This is a genomic window from Streptomyces sp. NPDC004111, assembly GCF_042874215.1.
Lineage (GTDB): Bacteria > Actinomycetota > Actinomycetes > Streptomycetales > Streptomycetaceae > Streptomyces.
On the sequence record NZ_JBIAMU010000002.1, the window covers coordinates 379,303 to 398,449 of the forward strand.

Annotated in this window: 13 protein-coding genes and 1 pseudogene; 7 read left to right on the top strand and 7 right to left on the bottom strand. The window is 72.9% G+C overall.

Annotated elements, in window-relative coordinates; genetic code table 11:
- Positions 1–136 precede the first annotated feature (136 nt).
- The 4 genes from ACFYVL_RS06070 to ACFYVL_RS06085 all read right to left on the bottom strand — a co-directional run bounded on the left by ACFYVL_RS06070 (position 137) and on the right by ACFYVL_RS06085 (position 6,656).
- Entirely contained in the window at positions 137–1,042 is a 906-nt protein-coding gene (locus ACFYVL_RS06070) for a LysR substrate-binding domain-containing protein (RefSeq protein ID WP_389241601.1), read from the bottom strand.
- A gap of 48 nt (positions 1,043–1,090) precedes the next feature.
- A complete protein-coding gene (locus ACFYVL_RS06075) occupies positions 1,091–1,627 on the bottom strand; it encodes a hypothetical protein (RefSeq protein WP_389241602.1) in 537 nt (178 codons plus the stop codon).
- A complete protein-coding gene (locus ACFYVL_RS06080; RefSeq protein ID WP_389241603.1) occupies positions 1,627–4,881 on the bottom strand; it encodes a M36 family metallopeptidase in 3,255 nt (1,084 codons plus the stop codon). Before ACFYVL_RS06080 ends, ACFYVL_RS06075 begins: the two co-directional genes overlap by 1 nt.
- 122 nt (positions 4,882–5,003) lie before the next feature.
- On the bottom strand, positions 5,004–6,656 hold the full coding sequence (locus tag ACFYVL_RS06085; RefSeq protein ID WP_389241604.1) for a cytochrome bc complex cytochrome b subunit: 1,653 nt from the start codon (positions 6,654–6,656) through the stop codon (positions 5,004–5,006).
- Positions 6,657–6,826: 170 nt separating this feature from the next.
- Between ACFYVL_RS06085 and ACFYVL_RS06090 the strand changes: the two genes are divergently transcribed.
- On the top strand, positions 6,827–7,990 hold the full coding sequence (locus ACFYVL_RS06090; RefSeq protein ID WP_389241605.1) for a M20 family metallopeptidase: 1,164 nt from the start codon (positions 6,827–6,829) through the stop codon (positions 7,988–7,990).
- A gap of 75 nt (positions 7,991–8,065) precedes the next feature.
- On the opposite strand, the gene ACFYVL_RS06095 is transcribed toward ACFYVL_RS06090, so the two are convergent.
- The 3 genes from ACFYVL_RS06095 to ACFYVL_RS06105 are packed head-to-tail and all read right to left on the bottom strand — an operon-like array spanning position 8,066 to position 11,182.
- On the bottom strand, positions 8,066–8,872 hold the full coding sequence (locus ACFYVL_RS06095; protein WP_389241606.1) for an ABC transporter ATP-binding protein: 807 nt from the start codon (positions 8,870–8,872) through the stop codon (positions 8,066–8,068).
- A 4-nt stretch (positions 8,873–8,876) separates the two neighbouring features.
- On the bottom strand, positions 8,877–10,097 hold the full coding sequence (locus tag ACFYVL_RS06100; RefSeq protein WP_389241607.1) for a FecCD family ABC transporter permease: 1,221 nt from the start codon (positions 10,095–10,097) through the stop codon (positions 8,877–8,879).
- Positions 10,094–11,182, bottom strand: a complete 1,089-nt coding sequence (locus ACFYVL_RS06105; protein ID WP_389241608.1) for a FecCD family ABC transporter permease — start codon at positions 11,180–11,182, stop codon at positions 10,094–10,096. Before ACFYVL_RS06105 ends, ACFYVL_RS06100 begins: the two co-directional genes overlap by 4 nt.
- Before the next feature lie 151 nt (positions 11,183–11,333).
- Between ACFYVL_RS06105 and ACFYVL_RS06110 the strand changes: the two genes are divergently transcribed.
- The 6 genes and pseudogenes from ACFYVL_RS06110 (at position 11,334) to ACFYVL_RS06135 (ending at position 19,095) form a co-directional block, all read left to right on the top strand.
- Positions 11,334–12,338, top strand: a complete 1,005-nt coding sequence (locus ACFYVL_RS06110) for an ABC transporter substrate-binding protein (protein WP_389241609.1) — start codon at positions 11,334–11,336, stop codon at positions 12,336–12,338.
- A gap of 33 nt (positions 12,339–12,371) precedes the next feature.
- Positions 12,372–13,946, top strand: a pseudogene (locus tag ACFYVL_RS06115) ((2,3-dihydroxybenzoyl)adenylate synthase); the annotation flags it as partial.
- Between the two features lie 134 nt (positions 13,947–14,080).
- Entirely contained in the window at positions 14,081–14,713 is a 633-nt protein-coding gene (locus ACFYVL_RS06120; RefSeq protein WP_389241610.1) for an isochorismatase family protein, read from the top strand.
- A 4-nt stretch (positions 14,714–14,717) separates the two neighbouring features.
- Complete coding sequence (locus tag ACFYVL_RS06125; RefSeq protein ID WP_389241612.1) at positions 14,718–14,966, top strand: phosphopantetheine-binding protein; 249 nt, start codon at positions 14,718–14,720, stop codon at positions 14,964–14,966.
- The gene (locus tag ACFYVL_RS06130) at positions 14,963–18,904 is read left to right on the top strand and encodes an amino acid adenylation domain-containing protein (protein ID WP_389241613.1); all 3,942 of its coding nucleotides are present in this window, start codon (positions 14,963–14,965) and stop codon (positions 18,902–18,904) included. Before ACFYVL_RS06125 ends, ACFYVL_RS06130 begins: the two co-directional genes overlap by 4 nt.
- Entirely contained in the window at positions 18,901–19,095 is a 195-nt protein-coding gene (locus ACFYVL_RS06135; RefSeq protein ID WP_389241614.1) for an MbtH family NRPS accessory protein, read from the top strand. The genes ACFYVL_RS06130 and ACFYVL_RS06135 overlap by 4 nt, the downstream gene beginning before the upstream one ends.
- The last annotated feature ends 52 nt before the right edge of the window (positions 19,096–19,147 follow it).

Consider the following 19,147-nt stretch of genomic DNA (forward strand, 5'->3'; position numbering starts at 1 on the left):
CGCCGATGTGTACGCCGTTCCCCAAATTCCGCTTATGGGTCGTGGGGAGGGTGCGGTTCCGGGGGCGGCCGGCGGGCCGGGCGGGCGGGTGCCGCAGGGGGCGGGTACCGGAGGGGGCGGGTACCGGAGGGGGCGGTCAGCAGCCGATCTTGTTGGCGGCGACCGTCCGCAGTTCGTCCAGGACGAGCGCGGTGGCCGGTATCCGCAGGTGCTCCCGCAGTACGTAGGCGGAGACCTGCCGCTTGGAGGCGGGGGCCAGGGCCCGCCCCGTCACCTTCTCGTGGCGCAGGAAGTTCAGGACGAGGCCGGGCATCATCGCGATCCCGAGCCCCTCGGCGACCAGGCTCTGCACCACCAGGTTGTCGTCCGTGGTGAAGGCGATGTCCGGGGCGAAGCCCTGCTCCGCGCACTCGTGGAGGAAGTTGACCCGGCACCGCAGGCATCCGGCGATCCACCGTTCGCCGGCCAGGTCGGCGAGGTTGACGGCGCGCCGCCGGGTCAGCGGGTGCCGGGTGGGCAGCAGCACCAGCAGCTGGTCCTCCAGGAGCGGGATCTCCTCCACCTCCTCGGGCACGTCCTCGTGCAGTCCGGGGTAGGTGAAGGCGAGCGTGAGGTCGCACTCGCCGCGCACCAGCCGGTGCAGCGACTCGGGCGGCTCGTCCTCGCTCAGCTCGACCCGCACCCCGGGGTGCCCGGCCGCGAGCCGGGCCATGGCCTCGGGGATGAGGGTGGCGTTGGCGCTGGGGAACGCACAGACCCGCACCCGCCCGGTGTGCAGCCTGGTGAGCGCGTTCATCTGCTGCTGGGCGGTGGTCATGGTGTCGAGGATGGCCGCCGCGTGCCGGGAGAGGGTCTCGCCGGCCTCGGTGAGGCGCAGGCCGCGGCCCGCCCTGGTGAACAGGGGGGTGCCCACCTCGCGTTCGAGGGCCTTCATCTGCTGGGTGATCGCGGGCTGGGTGTAGCCCAGGGCGCGCGCCGCGGCGGAGTAGGAACCGGTGCGGACGACTTCGTGGAAGGTCTTGATGTGCCTCGAATCGAACACCAGCGCATCATAAGCAGAATTTGGGTGGCCTCCCGACCGGCCCCCGCGTCACGGGTCCGCGGCTCCGCCGGCACCCGCGCGGACCTCGAAGGTGAGCTCCAGGGTACGCGGCCCCGGCCGCCCGGTGGAGCGGACCGTCGTCGTGCCCGGCCGCAGCGCGCGGATCTGCCATTCGCGGTGTCCTGGGTCGGTCTCGTACTCGACGGGGACCAGGGCGAGGCTCGGCCCCCCGGCGGTGACTCCGTCGGCGGCCGGGTCGGTCCACCGCCACGTGTTCGAGAGCCGCAGAACGACGGTGTCGCCGGGGCGCAGGACCACGGTGCGCCCGGTGTCGGCCTCGGTGAGCGGGCGCGGGGTGCCGGGGGCGGGGCGCGTGGGGGCGGGGGCGGAGGGTGGACCGCTGCTGCCCGAAGGTCCCGGTGTGCCCGAAGGTCCCGGCGTCCCCGTCGCGGCCCGTGTCCCCGACGGTCCCGCCGTCACCACTGGCCCCGAACTGCCGCCATTGTCGCCCGAGTCGGCACAGCCGGCCGCCGCCACTCCCACCAGCAGAGTGACGGCGGCCGCGTGCCGGAGCCTGGGCTTCATTACACCAACGGTACGTTGACGCAAAGCAGGATCTTCGCCTGGCGGGCGAGGTCGGCGTCGGTGGACTTCGGGTCGAGCCTGACCTTCTCGGCTGCCTGAAGTACCGTCAGGAACGGTGTGTCCGCCTTGAGATCGCCGTCCGTGTCGACCTTCTCGGCCGGGTCGAAGGCGCCGTGGGCGAAGTTCAGCCAGGCGGCCAGGAGTTGGCGGTCCAGCGCGCGCCTGTTGTCGAAGAGGGTGATCGACAGGGCGGCTGCCGCCCTGCCCTGGGTGGAGATGTCCACCGGGTCACCGGCGCCGCCGAAGACGGCGCTGGAGTGCTGGACGATCTTCAGGTAGCAGTCGAGGCGTTCCTTGCCGAGTCCGGTGAGGTCTCCGGTCAGGTACTTGACGTACCAGACGTCGGCGAGCAGCGAGAGGTGGGCGTTGCCCTGCACGACGACCTTGACGCCGTCCTTGCCGGTGCCGCCGTCGTCGTCGCGCACCGCGAGACCGAGGTCGTAGAGGCAGGGCTTGCGGTACTCGTGCTTGCGGGTGTCGGTGACGTCGCGCGGCTGCACACTGGGGCTGTTCGCCGGGTCCTGGCCGGGCGGGTTGACCAGGGAGGTGCCGACCGTGTCGGCGGTCCTGTCGCCCCAGGTCCAGGTCAGTGTCTCGTCGTCGCTGCCGGGGTCGGTGACGCGTGCGGCGAGGGTGGACTCCGTACCGGCCTTGACGACGAGGGTCCGTCCGCCCGCCAGGTCGACGGCCGCGGACTTGTCGATGGCGGCCCTCGGGTCGACGTTGGTGACGGTGACCTCGGTGTTCTTGCAGACCGTGGTGTCGTCGTCGCTGCCGCAGATCTTCACGGTGAAGGTGCCGTTGTCGCCGTAGACGGTCTCCTTGGCGAAGGTGAGGGTGGCGTCGGGCCGCCCGTTCTCCCGTGTGCCCTCCAGCGGGACGGGCTTGCCGTCGCCGGTGTCGACGGTGGCGGTGAGTTCGTCGAGCCAGCCGGGGTCGGTGACGGTGCCGCTGACGGTGAGCCTGCCGCCCTCCTCGCGCGGGCCCGTGACGTTCACGTCGAGGGCGGGCGCCACGTTGGTGACCGTGACGGTGGCGGTGTCGGTGCTGGCGCCGGCGGCGTTGGTGACCCGGAGGCCGACGGTGTAGGTGCCGTCCTGGCCGACCCGGTCGAAGGCGGGGGTGGTGCCGGTGGCGTCGTCGTAGGCGCCGTCGCCGTCGAAGTCCCAGGCGTAGGCGGCGCCGCCGCCGGGCGAGGTGCTGCCGCCCGCGTTCAGCTGGACGTCGGTGCCCTCCTTGGTGGTGTACGGGCCGCCCGCGTCGGCGGTGGGACGGCAGGTCGCCGGGAGGTCGGTGGCCGGGGTGGCCTGGTCCTGGGCGGAGGAGGTGGCGCTTGCACCCATGCCGCGCTTGGCGAAGGCGCCCCACAGCAGGCACTGGTTGGCGCCGCCGTAGGTGGCCCGGTCGGCGGCGAGGATGCCGTCGCGGGCGTCCAGGAAGTCGGGCTTCGACGGGGTCATCTTCATCCCGTCGACCAGCAGTTGCTCGTGCCGCTGCTTGCCGCCGGCCTCGCCGTGCGCGCCGACCAGGGCCGAGCGGGCGTCCCACATGGTGGCGGCCCAGATCTCGCCGTCGCGGTGCACCTGGCAGCCGCCCTCGCAGAGGTTGGCGTAGGTGAGGGGGCTGTTGTTGTAGGCGTAGCGGCGGATGCCGGTGGGCTTGCCGTTGCTGTACTCGCCGTAGACCGGGTCGCTCCACAGGGAGGTGGCGACGGCGTCGCCCCAGCCCTCACCGAGGCCGCCGGTCTGGGCGCCGCTGCCGAGGTTGCCGCCGCCGACGAGCCGGTGGGAGAGGCCGTGGCTGTACTCGTGGGCGACGGTGTCGCCGTTCATCGCGCGGTGGGTGTTGAAGTTGTTGCAGGAGGTGCGGCCGACGAACATCCGCATGGTGGGCTTCTGTCCGTCCGGCGGGGTGCCGAAGTTGGCGTTGCAGGCGCTGGTACCGCTGGCGTCGTAGTCGACGTACACCTTGACGCGGTCGCCGCCCTTGCCGCCCTTGCCGAGGTTGTCCTCCTGGAAGTTGCCGGAGGCCTCGTCGAAGCCGAGGGAGTAGAGGAAGTCGTGCATCCGGTTGGCGTAGTAGAAGCCCTGGGTGACGACGGCGTCCCGGTCGGTGGTGAGGTCCTTGCCGTCGCTGTTGCGGAAGGCGTCGGTGAAGGTGTAATCGAAGTGCTGGTACCCCGGGTCTCCGGCGGGCGGGGTCTGCGGCTGGTAGCCGAGGGACTCCTTGCCGTCGAGGTTCTGCGAGACCTCCGCGTTGTTGCCGGTGGTGGTGCGGCCCTCGACCCAGGACCGGCCGAGGCCGCTGAAGGGGACGGTGGCCTGGCTGCCGACGGAGGCGTTCTGCCCGGTGAAGGCCTTGCCCTCGGGGCCCTCGTTGCTGGTGAGGTCGCTACGCAGCAGGACGCGGCCGTCGGCGGCGTCGATGACGCTCTCGTAGATGTGTCCGTCGGCGGCGGTGAGCGAGGTGCGCCAGGCGGCCCGTGCGGTGCCGTCGGCGAGTGCGAAGCGGACGCTCTCGGCGCGGGCGTCGGCGGGCACGGTGCGGGTGCCGACGGATGCGGCGGCCCGGCCGAGTGCGCCGGCGCGGTTCACCTCGGTGCTTCCGGCGGCCCTGAGCCCGGGGACGAGGCTGCCGGTGGCCAGGACGATGCGGCCCTGCTTGTCGACGGCGACGGAGAGCTGCCCGCCGTGGACGAGGGCGCCGCCCACCCGCTGCCCGACGAAGACGTGCTCCACCCCGTTGTGGGCGGTGCGGTAGGACTTGGTGACCTCAAGTCCCGCCAGGTCGGCGGCGTTCAGCCCGTACAGCGCGGCGTTCTCGCGCACGTGGTTCAGCGCGACGGTACGGGGCGACGCGGCGACGGCCCGGGTGAGCGGGGTCTTGGTGAGCGGGGCGACCAGTCGGGGCGAGCCGGTGCGGCCCCAGCGGACGGCGGCCCCCTTCAGGTCCTTCGCCGCGGCGAACTGGGCGGCGGTCGGGGTGCGCCGGGCCTCGCCGCGGACGTCGACGTCCGGGTACGGCGCGTCGGACTTCTGCTCGGTGCCGCCGGCGTCAGCGGCCGGTGCGGCGGGCGCCGCCTTCGCGGGTGCCGGTGCGGCGACGGCCGCCGGTACCAGCGTCGCCGCGGGCAGCGCGGCGAGTATCGCTCCGACGAGTAAGGTGCGGGTTCTTCGTGCGCGTGCGGAAAGCAACTGTCTCCCCCTGCTCACTGGTTCACTCGGAACACATCCCGAGCCAAGCTACGTGAGCATGACAAGAACGGGGAAGGGTGCGTGGCGGGGTGGCCCGGACGCGCACACCCCGCCCGGCGGAATCAGTGCCGGTGCTCGCCGCTGTGCAGCGCCCGGTACTCCTCGGCGGTCGGCTTGGGCACGTAGGTGCCGGGCCCGTACATCGCCTTGGCGAGCCTGGCCCGCAGCCGGTCGGCGCGCCTGACCCGGCGCCGGACCCCGTTCGCGTCGACCTCGGGGCCGATCTCGTACGGCACGGGCTGCTCGTGCGAGGTCAGTACGTGCAGTTCGGCCTGCGAGAGCGGGGTGTGCACCTCGACGTACTCACCGTGGGGCAGCCGTTTGAGGGTGCCGCTCTCCCTTCCGTGCAGGGTCTTCTCGCTGTCCCTGAGCTGGAGGCCCTGGCAGATCCGCCGGGTGACGACGAAGGCGAGCACCGGGCCGGCGAAAGCCGCGATGCGCACGAACCAGGTGATGACGTTGATGGAGAAGTGGAAGTGGGTGGCCCACAGGTCGTTGCCGCCGCCGACCAGCAGCACTCCGTACAGCGTCAGCCAGGCGACGCCCAGTCCGGTGCGGGTGGGCGCGTTGCGCGGGCGCTGCGCGATGTGGTGTTCGCGTTTGTCCCCGGTGACCCACGCCTCGATGAACGGGTAGACCGCGATGGCCGCCATGATCAGCGGGAAGAGCATGAACGGGATGAAGACGCCCAGTTGGAGCGTGTGGCCCCAGGCGTTGATCTCCCAGCTGGGCATCACCCGGATCAGCCCCTCGGAGAACCCGAGGTACCAGTCCGGCTGGGCGCCGGTGGACACCATGTCGGGCCGGTAGGGGCCGATCGCCCAGACCGGGTTGATCGCGAAGGTGCCGGCGATGACCGCGATGACGCCGAAGACCAGGAAGAAGAAGCCGCCGGCCTTGGCGACGTACACGGGCAGGAAGGGGGCGCCGACGACGTTCTTCTCGGTCCTTCCCGGCCCGGCGAACTGGGTGTGCTTGTGGTAGAAGACCAGGATCAGATGGGCGACCACCAGCGCCAGCATGATCCCCGGCAGCAGCAGGATGTGGATCGGATAGAGCCGGGCGATGATGTCGTCGCCCGGGAACTCGCCGCCGAAGAGGAAGAACGCCAGATAGGTCCCCACCACCGGGATCGACAGGATCGCCCCGTGCGCGAAGCGCAGCCCGGTCCCGGAGAGCAGGTCGTCGGGCAGCGAGTAGCCGGTCAGTCCGGTGATCAGCCCGAGGAACAGCAGCGTCCAGCCGAACAGCCAGTTGACCTCGCGCGGCTTGCGGAACGCCCCGGTGAAGAAGACCCGCATCATGTGCACGAGCATCGCCGCGACGAACACGAGCGCCGCCCAGTGGTGGATCTGCCGGATCAGCAGTCCGCCGCGCACCTCGAAGCTGATGTCGAGGGTGGACTCGAACGCCCGGGTCATCCGGATGCCGTTGAGCGGTGTGTACACCCCGTCGTAGACCACCTCGGCGCTGCTGGCCTCGAAGAAGAGGGTGAGGTAGACGCCGGTGAGGATGATGATCAGGAAGCTGTAGAGGCAGATCTCGCCGAACATGAAGGACCAGTGGTCCGGGAAGATCTTCCGGATGTTGGCCTTGGCCAGCGGGTAGAGCCCCAGCCGCCCGTCCGCCCAGTCGGCCAGTTTCTCGCCCTTGCCGGGCGGTCCCGGCCGAGCGCCGTTGCCTTGGGTGAGTCCGCTCCCGCTGCCAGTGCCCATACGACCCCCTCAGACGGACCTTCAGGGTAGGCGCGTCGCCATACCGATCCAACAGACCTGACGACACAGCCCGTTCGGATGTGACGTCGCGGCCGGGCCCCGGTGGCGCCGCCGGGGCCCCCGGGCCCGCGGCCGGGGCCCCGTAGGGTGGCGGGAACCGCGCGAAAGCCATGGCCAGGAGGACGGAACAGGTGTCGGAGCGTACGGAGATCAGTGAGGTGAAGGCCGCGATACGGGCCCGGGTCGGCGAGGTCGCCGAGGAGCTCGTCGCGCTCGGCCGCCGCATCCACGCCCACCCGGAGACCGCCTTCGAGGAGCACCGCGCCGCCGCCTGGTGCGCGGAGGTGCTGCGCGGCCACGGGTTCGCCGTCACGGCCCCCGCCCACGGCCTGGCGACCGCCTTCGAGGCGACGGTCGGCTCCGGCCCCACCACCGTCGCGCTGACCTGCGAGTACGACGCGCTGCCCGGGATGGGGCACGCGTGCGGGCACCATCTGATCGCCGCCGCCGGGGTGGGCGCGGCGCTCGCCCTCGCCCCGTACGCCGACCGGCTCGGGCTCACGGTGCGCGTGCTGGGCACCCCGGCGGAGGAGAGCGGGGCCGGCAAGGCGCTGCTGCTGGAGGCGGGGGCCTTCGCGGGGGTGGACGCGGCGATGATGATCCACCCGTGTCCGTTCGAGCTGGCGGATTTCCGGTCGTACGCGATGGGCTCGCTGGAGGTCACGTACACGGGCCGGTCCGCGCACGCGGCGATGAACCCGCAGGACGGGCGGAACGCGGCCGACGCGCTCACCGTGGCGCAGGTGGCGCTGGGGCTGCTGCGGCAGCAGTTGCCCGGGGAGTGGAAGGTGCACGGCATCGCCACCGAGGCGGGCACCGCGCTGAACGCGATCCCGGAGCGGGCGCGGGCCGCGTACGCGCTGCGCACCCCGTCGGCGGTGGAACTGGGCGAACTGCGCGAGCGGGTGGAGAACTGCTTCCGGGCGGGCGCGCTGGCCACCGGGTGCGAGGCCGCCCTGGTGCGGCCCTCGCCGGACTATCTGGAGTTCCGCTCCGACCCCGGGCTGGTCGCCCTGTGGTCGGCGAACGCGCGTGAGCTGGGACGGCCCGAGCCGCAGGTGCGCGGGCCGTTCGCGTCGACCGACATGGGCAATGTGTCGCACGCGGTGCCCTCGATCCACCCGGTGCTGGACATCGGCAGCGGTACGGCCGGCCCGCACCAGCCGGAGTTCACCGCCGCGGGCACCACCCCGGTGGCCGAGCGGGCGATGCTGGACGGGGCGGTGGGCCTGGCCTGGACGGCGGCGGACTTCGCGCACGCGCGCCGGGCGTAACGGCCGGGGTCGGCGTCGTGCGCGGATCGGGAGGACTTCGCGCACGCGCGCCGGGGCGGCGGGGCCGCCCGGCCGTCAGCCGACGCTGGCGGCCGGTTCCCGCACGGGCGCCGGGGCCGTCGGCACCACGACCGGCGAGCCGTCGCCGGGGGCCGGGAGGATGTCGGCGTCCACCCCGTACAGCTCCTTGACCAGGGCGGCGGTGACCACTTCGCGGGCGGGGCCGTGGGCGACCACGCGGCCCTGGTTCATGGCGACGACGGTGTCCGCGTAGCGGGCGGCGCTCGCCAGGTCGTGCAGGACCATCACGACGGTACGGCCGGCCGCCGCCACCTCCCGCACCAGCGAGAGGACTTCGACGGCGTGCCCGAGGTCGAGGGCGCTGGTCGGCTCGTCGAGGAGGACGATCGGGGTCTCCTGGGCGAGCACCATGGCCAGCCAGCAGCGCTGCCGCTGGCCGCCGGAGAGCTGGTCGAGACGGCGCTCGGCGAGTGCGGTGGTGCCGGTGGCCTCCAGCGCGGCCCGCACCGCCGCCTCGTCCTCGCGCGACCACTGCCGGAACAGGCCCTGGTGCGGGTGGCGTCCGTACCGTACGAGACCGGCGACGGTGACGGCCTCGGGGGCCTGCGGGGACTGCGCGAGCAGCGCGATGCGGTGGGCGGCCTTGCGCTGGGTGAGCTGCCACACGTCCGCGTCCCCGGCGTGCACGGTGCCCGACTCCGGCTTGTGCAGCCGGGCGACGGCGCGCAGCAGGGTCGACTTCCCGCAGCCGTTCGGGCCGACGATCGCGACGACCTGCCCGCTGGGGACGGTGAGGTCGACGCCGTCGACGACGGGGTGGTCGGGATAGCCGGCGGTGAGCGCCGCTACGGTCAGTTCCACGGGATCAGGCCTTTCCGGTCCGGGAGGACTTGGAGGGGGAGGCGGGCTTGGAGGGCGCGGCGGACTTCGCGGACGCCGCGGGCTGCGCCGAGGGCTTCTTGCCGAACAGGACCCACAGGAGGAAGGGGCCGCCGAGGACGCTGGTGACGACACCGACCGGGATCTCGACCGGGGCGATCACCCGGCCGAGGGCGTCCGCACCGGCGACCAGGGCCGCGCCGACCAGCGCGGAGCCGATGACCGGGACCCGGGTGGGGCCGCTGAGCCGGGCGGCCAGGACGGGTGCGGCGAGCGCGACGAACGCGATCGGGCCGCCGATGCCGACCGCGATGCCGGCCAGCACGACCGCCATGGCGAGCGCGAAGGCCCGGACGCGGGGCACGTTGACGCCCAGGGTGGCGGCCATGTCGTCGTCGAAGCGCAGCAGTTGCAGCCGGCTGCCCGCGATCAGCGCGAGCGGCACGAGGACCAGGAGCAGGAAGGACAGCGGCGTACCGACGCCCCAGTCACGGCCGTTGAGCGAGCCGACGGTCCACAGGAAGACCCCGCCGGCGGTGTTGTCGTTCTCCCGGGACATGACGAGGTCGGTGACCGCGCCGATGACGGTGGAGACGCCGATGCCGACGACGAGGATCCGGTAGCCGCCGCGCCCCGCGCCGCCCGCGCACAGGACGACCACCATGGCGGCGAGCGCGGCGCCCAGCGGGCCCAGCCACCAGTCGCCGATCATGCCGGTCGAGGAACCGACGACGGAGGCGACGACGGCGGCGGTGGCACCGTCGTTGACGCCGATGATGTCGGGGGTGGCGAGCCGGTTGCCGGCCAGTGTCTGGGTCAGGCAGCCCGCGATGCCGAGGGCGGCGCCGACCATCACGCCCACCGCGATGCGCGGCAGCCGGAATTCCTGAACGAGCATCACGGTCGCGGAGTCCCCGGTTCCGATGAGTCCGGCGACGGTGTCGGAGAGGCTCATTCCGGTGGAGCTGGCGAACGCGGCGAGCGACACGATCACGCCGATCAGCACCGCCAGGCCGGCCGCGGCGAGCGCGCTGCGGTAGGGGAAGAGCCAGGAGAGGGTGCCCAGGCGTACGGGGGTGGAGTCGGGCGGGGTGACGTGGAGGGCACCCGGCCGGGCGGCCGTGGCCGCGTCCCCCGCCTTCGGGCCCGTTCCGTCCTTCGCCGGGCGGCGGGGGTCGGGCGTCGGGTGGGTCCGGTCCGCCGTCATGCGCTCGCTCCCGCCGTGGACATGCGCCGCGAACGGGCGATCCAGATCAGCAGCGGGCCGCCGATGAAGGCCAGCAGCACGCTCACCGGGGTCTCCCAGGGCCGGATGACCACCCGGGCCAGCAGGTCCGCGGCGATCATCGCGACCGCGCCGAACAGCCCGGACAGCACCAACTGCCCCGCCATCCGCGGCCCGGTGACGGCGCGTGCCGCGTACGGGGCGAGCAGGCCGAGGAACGCGATCGGCCCGGCGAGCGCCACCGCGGCCCCGGCGAGCAGCGTCACGGCGACCGCCACGATCAGCCGGATCCGGCCGGGGTGGTGGCCGAGCGAGCGCGCGCTGTCGTCGCCGAGGGCCAGCGCGGACAGCGGGCGTACGCAGCAGAAGGCGATCACCAGGCCGATCACGACGAGCGGGATCAGCGGGTAGGTGTCCTTGGTCTCGATGTTCGCGAGCGAACCGATCGTCCAGTAGCGATAGGTGTCGAAGGTGGACTGGGTGCCGAGCAGTACGTACGAGGTGGCGCCGTGGAAGGTGGCGCCGAGCGCGGAGCCCGCGAGCACCAGCCGCAGCGGCGACCCGGCGGCCCGCCCGGAGGCGGCGAGCAGCAGCACGACCGAACTCGCCGCCATGCCGCCCACCAGGGCCCAGACCAGCACTCCGTACGCCGAGGTCACGCCGAAGTACGTGAGTCCTATCACTACGCCGAGCGCGGCACCGGAGTTGACGCCGAGCAGTCCGGTCTCGGCGAGCGGGTTGCGCGTGACGGCCTGGAGGAGGCAGCCGGCCGCGCCGAGCGCGATGCCGACGAGGAGTCCGGCGAGCGTGCGCGGCAGCCGTACGTCCATGACGGCCAGCCGGATCTGCGCGTCGGCGCGGGCCGCCGGGTCCCCGGTGAGGAAGCCCCAGGCGCGCGCCATCGGATTCGAGCCGGAGCCGATCAGCAGGGACAGCACGCACAGTGCCAGCAGAAGCAGGACGAGGGCGGCAGCCGCCAGGAGCGTGGGGCGATGCAGCCTCGCCGAGCCCGGTATGGGGGGTTCGGATCCGGACTCCCGGACCCGCCCCTCTTGCGCAACCAACATGAAGTTAGCCTAACCTAACCACGACGTGGAACCCCTGGTCGGGGCGCCGCGAACTCCCTGCTGCCGCGGGACGGGTTCGTGATGCACCGACTCGGGGCGAGTCACCCCCGTATGTCCGGTTCCTGGCCGGGCATCACATCGCCTCACCAGCATGGAGATCACGGACATGTCCTCGAACCTCACCCCGCGCGCCCGGCTGACCGCGGTGGCAGCCCTCACCCTCGCCTCCGCGCTGACGCTCTCCGCCTGCGGTTCGGACGACTCCGGCTCCAAGGACAAGGGCGCCGCGGGCCAGGCCAAGAACGCGCAGAAGGTCAGCGTCACGGACGCGACCGGCGCCACGGTCGAGGTGCCGGCGGCCCCGAAGAACGTGGTCGTCCTCAGCGAGATGGACCTGGACTCCGCGCTCGCCCTGAAGGTCAAGCCGGTCGGCCTGTCCGCGGGCCGCGGCCAGAAGGGCGCCCCCGGCTACCTCGCCGACCAGGCCCAGGGCATACCGGTGGTGGGCGCCGTCACGGGCCCGGACGTGGAGAAGGTCCTCCAGGCCAAGCCGGACGTCATCCTGGCCGGCCAGCTCGCCGACAAGCAGGTCCTCGCACAGCTCCAGAAGATCGCCCCCACCGTCGTCACCATCGACAAGAAGAAGGACTGGAAGAAGTCCTTCGAGCTGTCCGGCAAGGTCCTCGGCAAGTCCAACGAGGCCGCCGAGTTCCTCAAGGGGTACGACACCAAGCTGGCCGAGGTGAAGAAGGCGCTGGGCGCGAACGCGGGCAAGAACGTGTCGGTGGCCCGTTACTCCGCCAAGGGCACCGCGGTCATGCAGCAGGGCGTGTTCATCTCGGACGTGATGGCCGAACTCGGCTTCAAGCGCCCCGGCATCCAGAACGAGAAGGGCCAGGGCCACTCGACGCCGCTCAGCGACGAGGACCTCAAGCAGATCGACGCCGACTGGCTGTTCATCGGCACGCTGACCTCCGAGGGCAAGGACGCCAAGCTGTTCTCCGAGCTGAAGGCCAAGCCCGCCTATCAGCAGCTGACCGCCGTCAAGGAGAAGCACGTCACCGAGATCGACGGCTCCAAGTGGACCAGCCTCGGCGGCGCCCAGGCCGCGGTCTCGGTCCTCGACGACATCCAGAAGGCCATGGCGGCCAAGTAGCCTGCCCAGCGGGACCGTTCGGCCGGCCCACCGGCCGCCCAGTACCGCGCCGCCGGCTACTGGAACGGCGAAACCTTCGGCGGGATGCTCCGTTCCCGCGCCGAGGCCCACCCCGACCGGACCGCGATATCCGACGGCGACCGGCACTGGACGTACGCCGAACTCGACACGCGTGCGAGCGAACTGGCCGCCGGATTCGCCGCCCGGGGCATCGCCAAGGGCGACCGGGTGGTCGTCCAGCTGCCCAACGTGGCCGAGTTCTTCGAGGTGATCTTCGCCCTCTTCCGCATCGGCGCCCTCCCGGTGTTCGCGCTGCCCGCGCACCGCGAGACGGAGATCCACTACTTCTGCGAGTTCACCGAGGCGGTCGCCTACATAGTCCCCGACCGGGCGGCCGGCTGCGATCACCGCGAACTGGCCAGCAAGGTCCGCGCCGCGGTTCCCACGCTGCGCCACGTCTTCGTCGTCGGCGAGCCGGGCGAGCACACCGCCCTGTCCGACGTGCCGCTGCCCGCACGGGAGCTGGCCGGACCGGCCCCCTCGGACCTGGCCTTCCTCCAGCTCTCCGGCGGCAGCACGGGCGTGCCCAAGCTGATCCCGCGCACCCACGACGACTACATCTACTCCCTGTGGGGCTCCAACGAGCTGTGCGGGGTGAGCGCCGACTCGGTGTACCTGGTCGTCCTGCCCGCAGCGCACAACTTCCCGCTCTCCTCCCCCGGTTCGCTGGGCGTCCTGTACGCGGGCGGCCGGGTGGTGATGTGCCCGCAGCCCGACCCGGACACCGCGTTCCCGCTGATCGAGCGCGAGCGCGTCACGATCACCGGGGTGGTCCCGCCGCTGGCCCTGGTGTGGACGGAGTCCGGCTCCACCACCTCCTACGACCTCTCCAGCCTGGAGGTCCTGCTGGTGGGCGGCGCGAAGTTCAGCGAGGCGGCGGCCCGCCGGGTCGGCCCGGCGCTCGGCTGCACCCTCCAGCAGGTCTTCGGCATGGCCGAGGGCCTCGTCAACTACACGCGGCTGGACGACGATCCGGAGACCGTCGTCACCACCCAGGGCCGCCCGATCTCCGCCGCCGACGAGATCCGCATCGTCGACGACGCGGACGTGGACGTCCCCGAGGGCGAGTCGGGCCACCTGCTGACCCGCGGCCCGTACACCATCCGCGGCTACTGGCGGGCGCCCGAGCACAACGCCCGCTCCTTCACCGCCGACGGCTTCTACCGCACCGGCGACATCGTGCGGCGCACCCCCTCCGGACACCTCGTCGTCGAGGGCCGGGCCAAGGACCAGATCAACCGGGGCGGCGAGAAGATCGCCCCCGAGGAGATCGAGAACATCATCCTCGGCCACCCCTCGGTGCACGACGTCTCGCTGGTCGCCGTCCCCGACGAGTACCTGGGCGAACGGACCCTCGCGTACGTGATCCTGCGCGCCGGCGCCGAACCGCTGAAGGCCGTCGCCGTGAAGAAGTTCGTACGGGAGCGGGGCCTCGCCGCGTACAAGGTCCCCGACCGGGTCGAGTTCGTGACCCGGTTCCCGCAGACCGGCATCGGCAAGATCAGCAAGAAGGACCAGCGGTCGATCGCCGCCGCGCCGGAGGACTGAGCCTCCGCCTGCGCGCCGCCGGCCGCACCGCGGGCCCTGACCCCTCGCCTCCGTACCTGAGGACCGGTCCCTCCGCCCCCGTACCTCCCCCGCACGACCACGCACCACCCCCGCTCTACGAAAGGCCCCCAGCCATGGCCCTCCCCGCCGTCGCCCCGTACGCCATGCCCACCCCCGACGAGCTGCCCGAGAACCGGGTGGGCTGGACCGTCGACCCGCAGCGGGCCGTGCTGCTCGTCCACGACCTGCAGAACCACTTCCTGACGGCGTACACCGAAGGCACCTCGCCGACCGACGAACTCCTCGCCAACGTGGGCGAGCTGGCGAAGGCCGCCCGCGCCGCGGGCATCCCGGTCCTGTACTCCGCCCAGCCCGGCGGCCAGTCGCCCGCCGAGCGCGGACTCCAGCAGGACTTCTGGGGCCCCGGCCTGCCGGACGACGAGCACGCGAAGGCCATCGCGGGCCCGGTCGCCCCGGAGCCCGGCGACACCGTCATCACCAAGTGGAAGTACAGCGCGTACGTCCGCACCGATCTGGAGCAGCGGATGCGCGACGCGGGCCGCGACCAGATCGTGATCGTCGGTGTGTACGCGCACATCGGGGTACTGATGACGGCGTGCGACGCGTGGATGCGCGACGTGCAGGCGTTCGTCGTCGCCGACGCGGTGGCCGACTTCTCCCGTGCGGACCACGACATGGCGCTGAAGTACGCGGCCGGCCGGTGCGCGGTCGTCACCACCACCGACTCCGTCCTGAAGGGGATCTGAGGACATGCCGGACAACACCGCCACCCCCCTGACCGTCGAGCTGATCCGCGCCGACGTCGCCGACGTCCTGGGCGAGGACCCCGAGGACATACCCGTCGACGAGAACCTGGTCGACTACGGCCTCGACTCGATGCGGATCATGGCGCTCCTGGAGCGGTGGCGCCGCGACCACGGCACCACCGCCTCCTTCGTCGACCTGGCGGAGCAGCCCGCCATCGAGGCCTGGGCACCGCTGCTGGGGGCTGCCTCATGACGGACCCGGCAGCGACCGCCCCGGCCGCCCCCCGGCCCCTGCCGCTGACGGCGGCCCAGACCGGCATGTGGTTCGCCCAGGCCCTGGACCCCGGCAGCCCGGCGCAGAACACCGCCGAGTGCCTGGAGGTGCACGGGCCGATCGACCCGGAGCTGTTCGCCCGGACGCTCCGTCAGGTCGTCGACGAAGCCGACGCGTTGCGCGTACGGATCGTCGAAGCGGCAGGCGGGCCGCTCCAGTTGGGCATCGAGGATCTCCGACTACCGCTGCACGTCGCGGATCTGCGCGGCTCGGCCAACCCCTACGGGGAGGCCACCGACTGGATGCACGCCGATCTGGCCACCCCGTTCGACCTGGCCACCGGCCCGCTGTTCGCGCACGCGCTGTTCCGGGTGGGCGACGAGCGGTGGCTCTGGTACCAGCGGGTGCACCACGTGGTGATGGACGGCTTCGGGTACTCGCTGCTGGCCCGCCGCACCGCCGAGGTGTACACGGCGCTCGCCGCGGGCGAGAGCCCTTCGCCGAGCCCGTTCGGACGGCTGGCGGACCTGGTCGAGGAGGACGCCGGGTACCGGGTCTCCGAGACGTACGACAAGGACCGCCGGTTCTGGGACGGGGCGTTCGCCGACCGCCCCGAGGCGCCGAACCTGGCCGGGCGCACCGCGCTGCCCTCCCGCACCTTCCACCGCCGCACCGCGCACCTCTCGCCGACCGCCACCGACCAGTTGCGCGAGCTGGCGTCGTCGATCAGGGCGACCTGGCCCGAGGTGCTGATCGCGGCCCAGGCGCTGTACCTGTCGCGGGCCACCCACAGCGAGGAGGTCGTGCTCGGGCTGCCGATGATGGGCCGGATGGGCTCGGTGGCGCTGCGCGTGCCGGGCATGGTGATGAACGTGCTGCCGCTGCGGCTCACCGTCACCCCCTCGGCGACCTTCGCCGAGCTGACCCGGCAGGTCGTGCTCGGCATCCGGGCCGCCCGCCGCCACCAGCGCTACCGGTACGAGGACATCCGCCGCGACCTCGGGCTGCTCGGCGAGGGCCGGTCGCTGGTCGGTCCGCTGGTCAACGTGATGCCGTTCGACTACGCGCTGACCTTCGCGGGCGCCCGCACCGAGGCCCGCAACCTGTCCGCGGGCCCGGTCGACGACCTCACGGTCAACGTGTACGACCGCACCGACGGCAGCGGTCTGCGCATCGACTACGACGGCAACCCGGCCCTGTACGACGTCGCCGCGCTCCTGCGGCACCAGTCCCGCTTCCTGGAGCTCCTGGAGCAGGTGGCCCACGCCGGGCCGCACACCCCGCTGGCGGCGCACACCATCGCCCGCGAGGCGGAACTCGCCCTGGTCCTGGACAAGTTCAACGCGACCGGGCACGAGGCTCCGGTCACCACCCTGATCGCCCCGTTCGAGGAGCAGGCGGCCCGCACCCCGGACGCCACCGCACTGCTCCACGGCGAACTGCGCCTGACGTACGCGGAACTCGACGCGCGGGCGAACCGGCTCGCCCACCACCTCGTCGAACTGGGCGTACGGCCCGGCACGGTCGCGGCGGTCGCCGTGCCGCGCTCCGTCGACCTGGTCGTGGCCCTGCTCGCGGTGCTCAAGGCGGGCGGCGCCTATCTGCCGCTGGACCCCGACTATCCGGCCGACCGACTCGCGTACATGCTGGCCGACGCCGAACCGGCCTGCGTGCTGGCCGACCGCGCCGACCGGGTCCCGGCCTCCGGCGTCCCGCTGGTCGCCCTGGACCGGCTGGACACCTCCGCGTACCCCACCGGCAGCCCGGCTCCCGCGCTCACCCCGGAGCACCCCGCCTACGTCATCTACACCTCGGGCTCGACGGGCCGCCCCAAGGGCGTCGTGGTGCCGCACGCGGCGATCGACAACCGGCTGCGCTGGATGCAGGCGCAGTACCCGCTGACGTCCGCCGACCGGGTGCTGCAGAAGACCCCGTCCGGGTTCGACGTGTCCGTCTGGGAGTTCTTCTGGGCGTTCCGGGAGGGCGCGGTGCTCGTGGTCGCCGAGCCGGGCGGCCACAAGGACCCCGCGTACCTGGCCCGGGTCGTGCGCGAACAGGGCGTCACCGTCTGCCACTTCGTGCCCTCGATGCTCCAGGTGTTCCTGGCCGAGCCCGCCGCCGCGTCCTGCACCGGGCTGCGCCACGTCTTCTGCAGCGGCGAGGCGCTGCCCCGCGAGACGGTCCGCGAGTTCGGCCGGGTGCTCGGCGCGGGCGTGCCGCTGCACAACCTGTACGGCCCCACGGAGGCGGCCGTCGACGTCACGTACCACCCGTGCGACACCTCGGCCTCCGCCTCCGGCCCGGTGCCCATCGGCCGCCCGGTCCACAACACCCGGCTGTACGTCCTGGACGCCGCGCTCCAGCCGTGCCCGCCCGGCGTTCCCGGCGAACTCTTCCTGGCCGGGGCGCAGCTGGCGGACGGCTACCTCGGCCGCCCCGCCCTCGACGCGGCCCGCTTCGTCGCCGACCCGTACGGTGCGCCCGGCACCCGCATGTACCGCACCGGCGACCTGGCACGGTGGACGGAGGACGGCGAGGTCGAGTACCTGGGCCGCACCGACCACCAGGTCAAGCTGCGCGGCCAGCGCATCGAACTCGGCGAGATCGAGGCCGAGCTGGCGCAGGATCCGACGGTGGGCGCGGTCGGCGTGCTGGTCCGCGAGGACCGGCCGGGCGACCAGCGGCTCGTCGGGTACGCCACCCCCGCACCGGACGGCCCGGCCCCCGACCCGGAGGCCCTGCGCACCCGGCTCGCCCGCGCCCTGCCGGAGCACATGGTGCCGGGCGTGATCGTGGTCCTCGACGAGCTGCCGCTCAGCCCCAACGGCAAGCTGGACCGCCGCGCGCTGCCCGCCCCGGCGTTCACCGGCACCGCCGACACCGGCCGGGCCCCGTCCGGGCACCGCGAGGAGACCCTGAGCCGGCTCTTCGCCGACATCCTCGGGGTGGACCGGGTGGGCGTCGACGACGCGTTCTTCGACCTCGGCGGCACCTCGCTGCTGGCGGCCCGCCTGGTCGCCCGGGTGCGCGACACGCTCGGCGCGGAGCTGACCATCGGCACCCTGTTCCAGGCCCAGACGCCGGCCACCCTCGCCGCCCGGCTGGACGGCGGCGACGCCGCCGACCACGCGCTGGACCTGCTGCTCCCGCTGCGCGCGGGCGGCGACCGCACCCCGCTGTTCGCCTTCCACCCGGCGGGCGGCATCAGCTGGTGCTACTCGGGGCTGCTCTCGCGCCTCTCCCCCGACCAGCCGCTGTACGGCCTCCAGGCCCGTGGTCTGCCCGGCGAGGAGGGCACCGTGCTCCCCGCCACCATGGAGGAGATGGCCGCCGAGTACATCGAGGCGATGCGCACGGTGCGTCCGCACGGCCCGTACCGGCTGCTGGGCTGGTCGGTCGGCGGGGTGCTCGCGCACACGGTCGCCGTACGGCTGCGGGAGGCTGGCGAGGACGTCGAGCTGCTGGCCATGCTGGACGCCTACCCGTCCGACCAGTGGCGGGACTCGGCGATCCCGGCGGAGGCGGACGCGCTCACCGCGCTGCTGCGCATGGCGGGCTACGACCGCACGGACGAGCTGACCCGCGAGGACGTGCTGGCGACCCTGCACCGGGAGGGCAGCGCGCTGGCCGGGCTGCCCGACCGCACGCTCTCGGCGGTGGTCGACATCGTGGTGAACAACGCGCGGCTGATGCGGGCGCACGAGCACCGTGCGTTCGACGGCGACGTGCTGTTCTTCACGGCCGCCGCCCCGCGTCCGGAGGACTGGCTAACCCCGGACGCCTGGGCGCCGTACATCGGCGGCACCCTGGACAACCTCGATCTCGACTGTCTGCACCCGGAGTTGACGCAGCCGGGCCCGCTGGACGAGATCTGTGCGGTGCTCGCCGCCCGACTGAAGGAGCTGGACAGCCGATGACGACGGCTTCGCCTTTCGACGCCCCGGAACCGGACGCCGCCGCGGAGGCCACCCACCTGGTGCTGCGCAACGCGCAGGGCGCGCACTCCCTGTGGCCGGTCTTCCGCGACCCGCCACAGGGCTGGGAGCGGGTCCACGGCCCCGCGACGCACGGGAGCTGTGTGGCGTACTTGCAGGAGGCACCCGCCTAGTACGTGCGGGATTCGCCTCCCCGGCGCGAAGGGGCCGCCCGGCCGGGCGGCC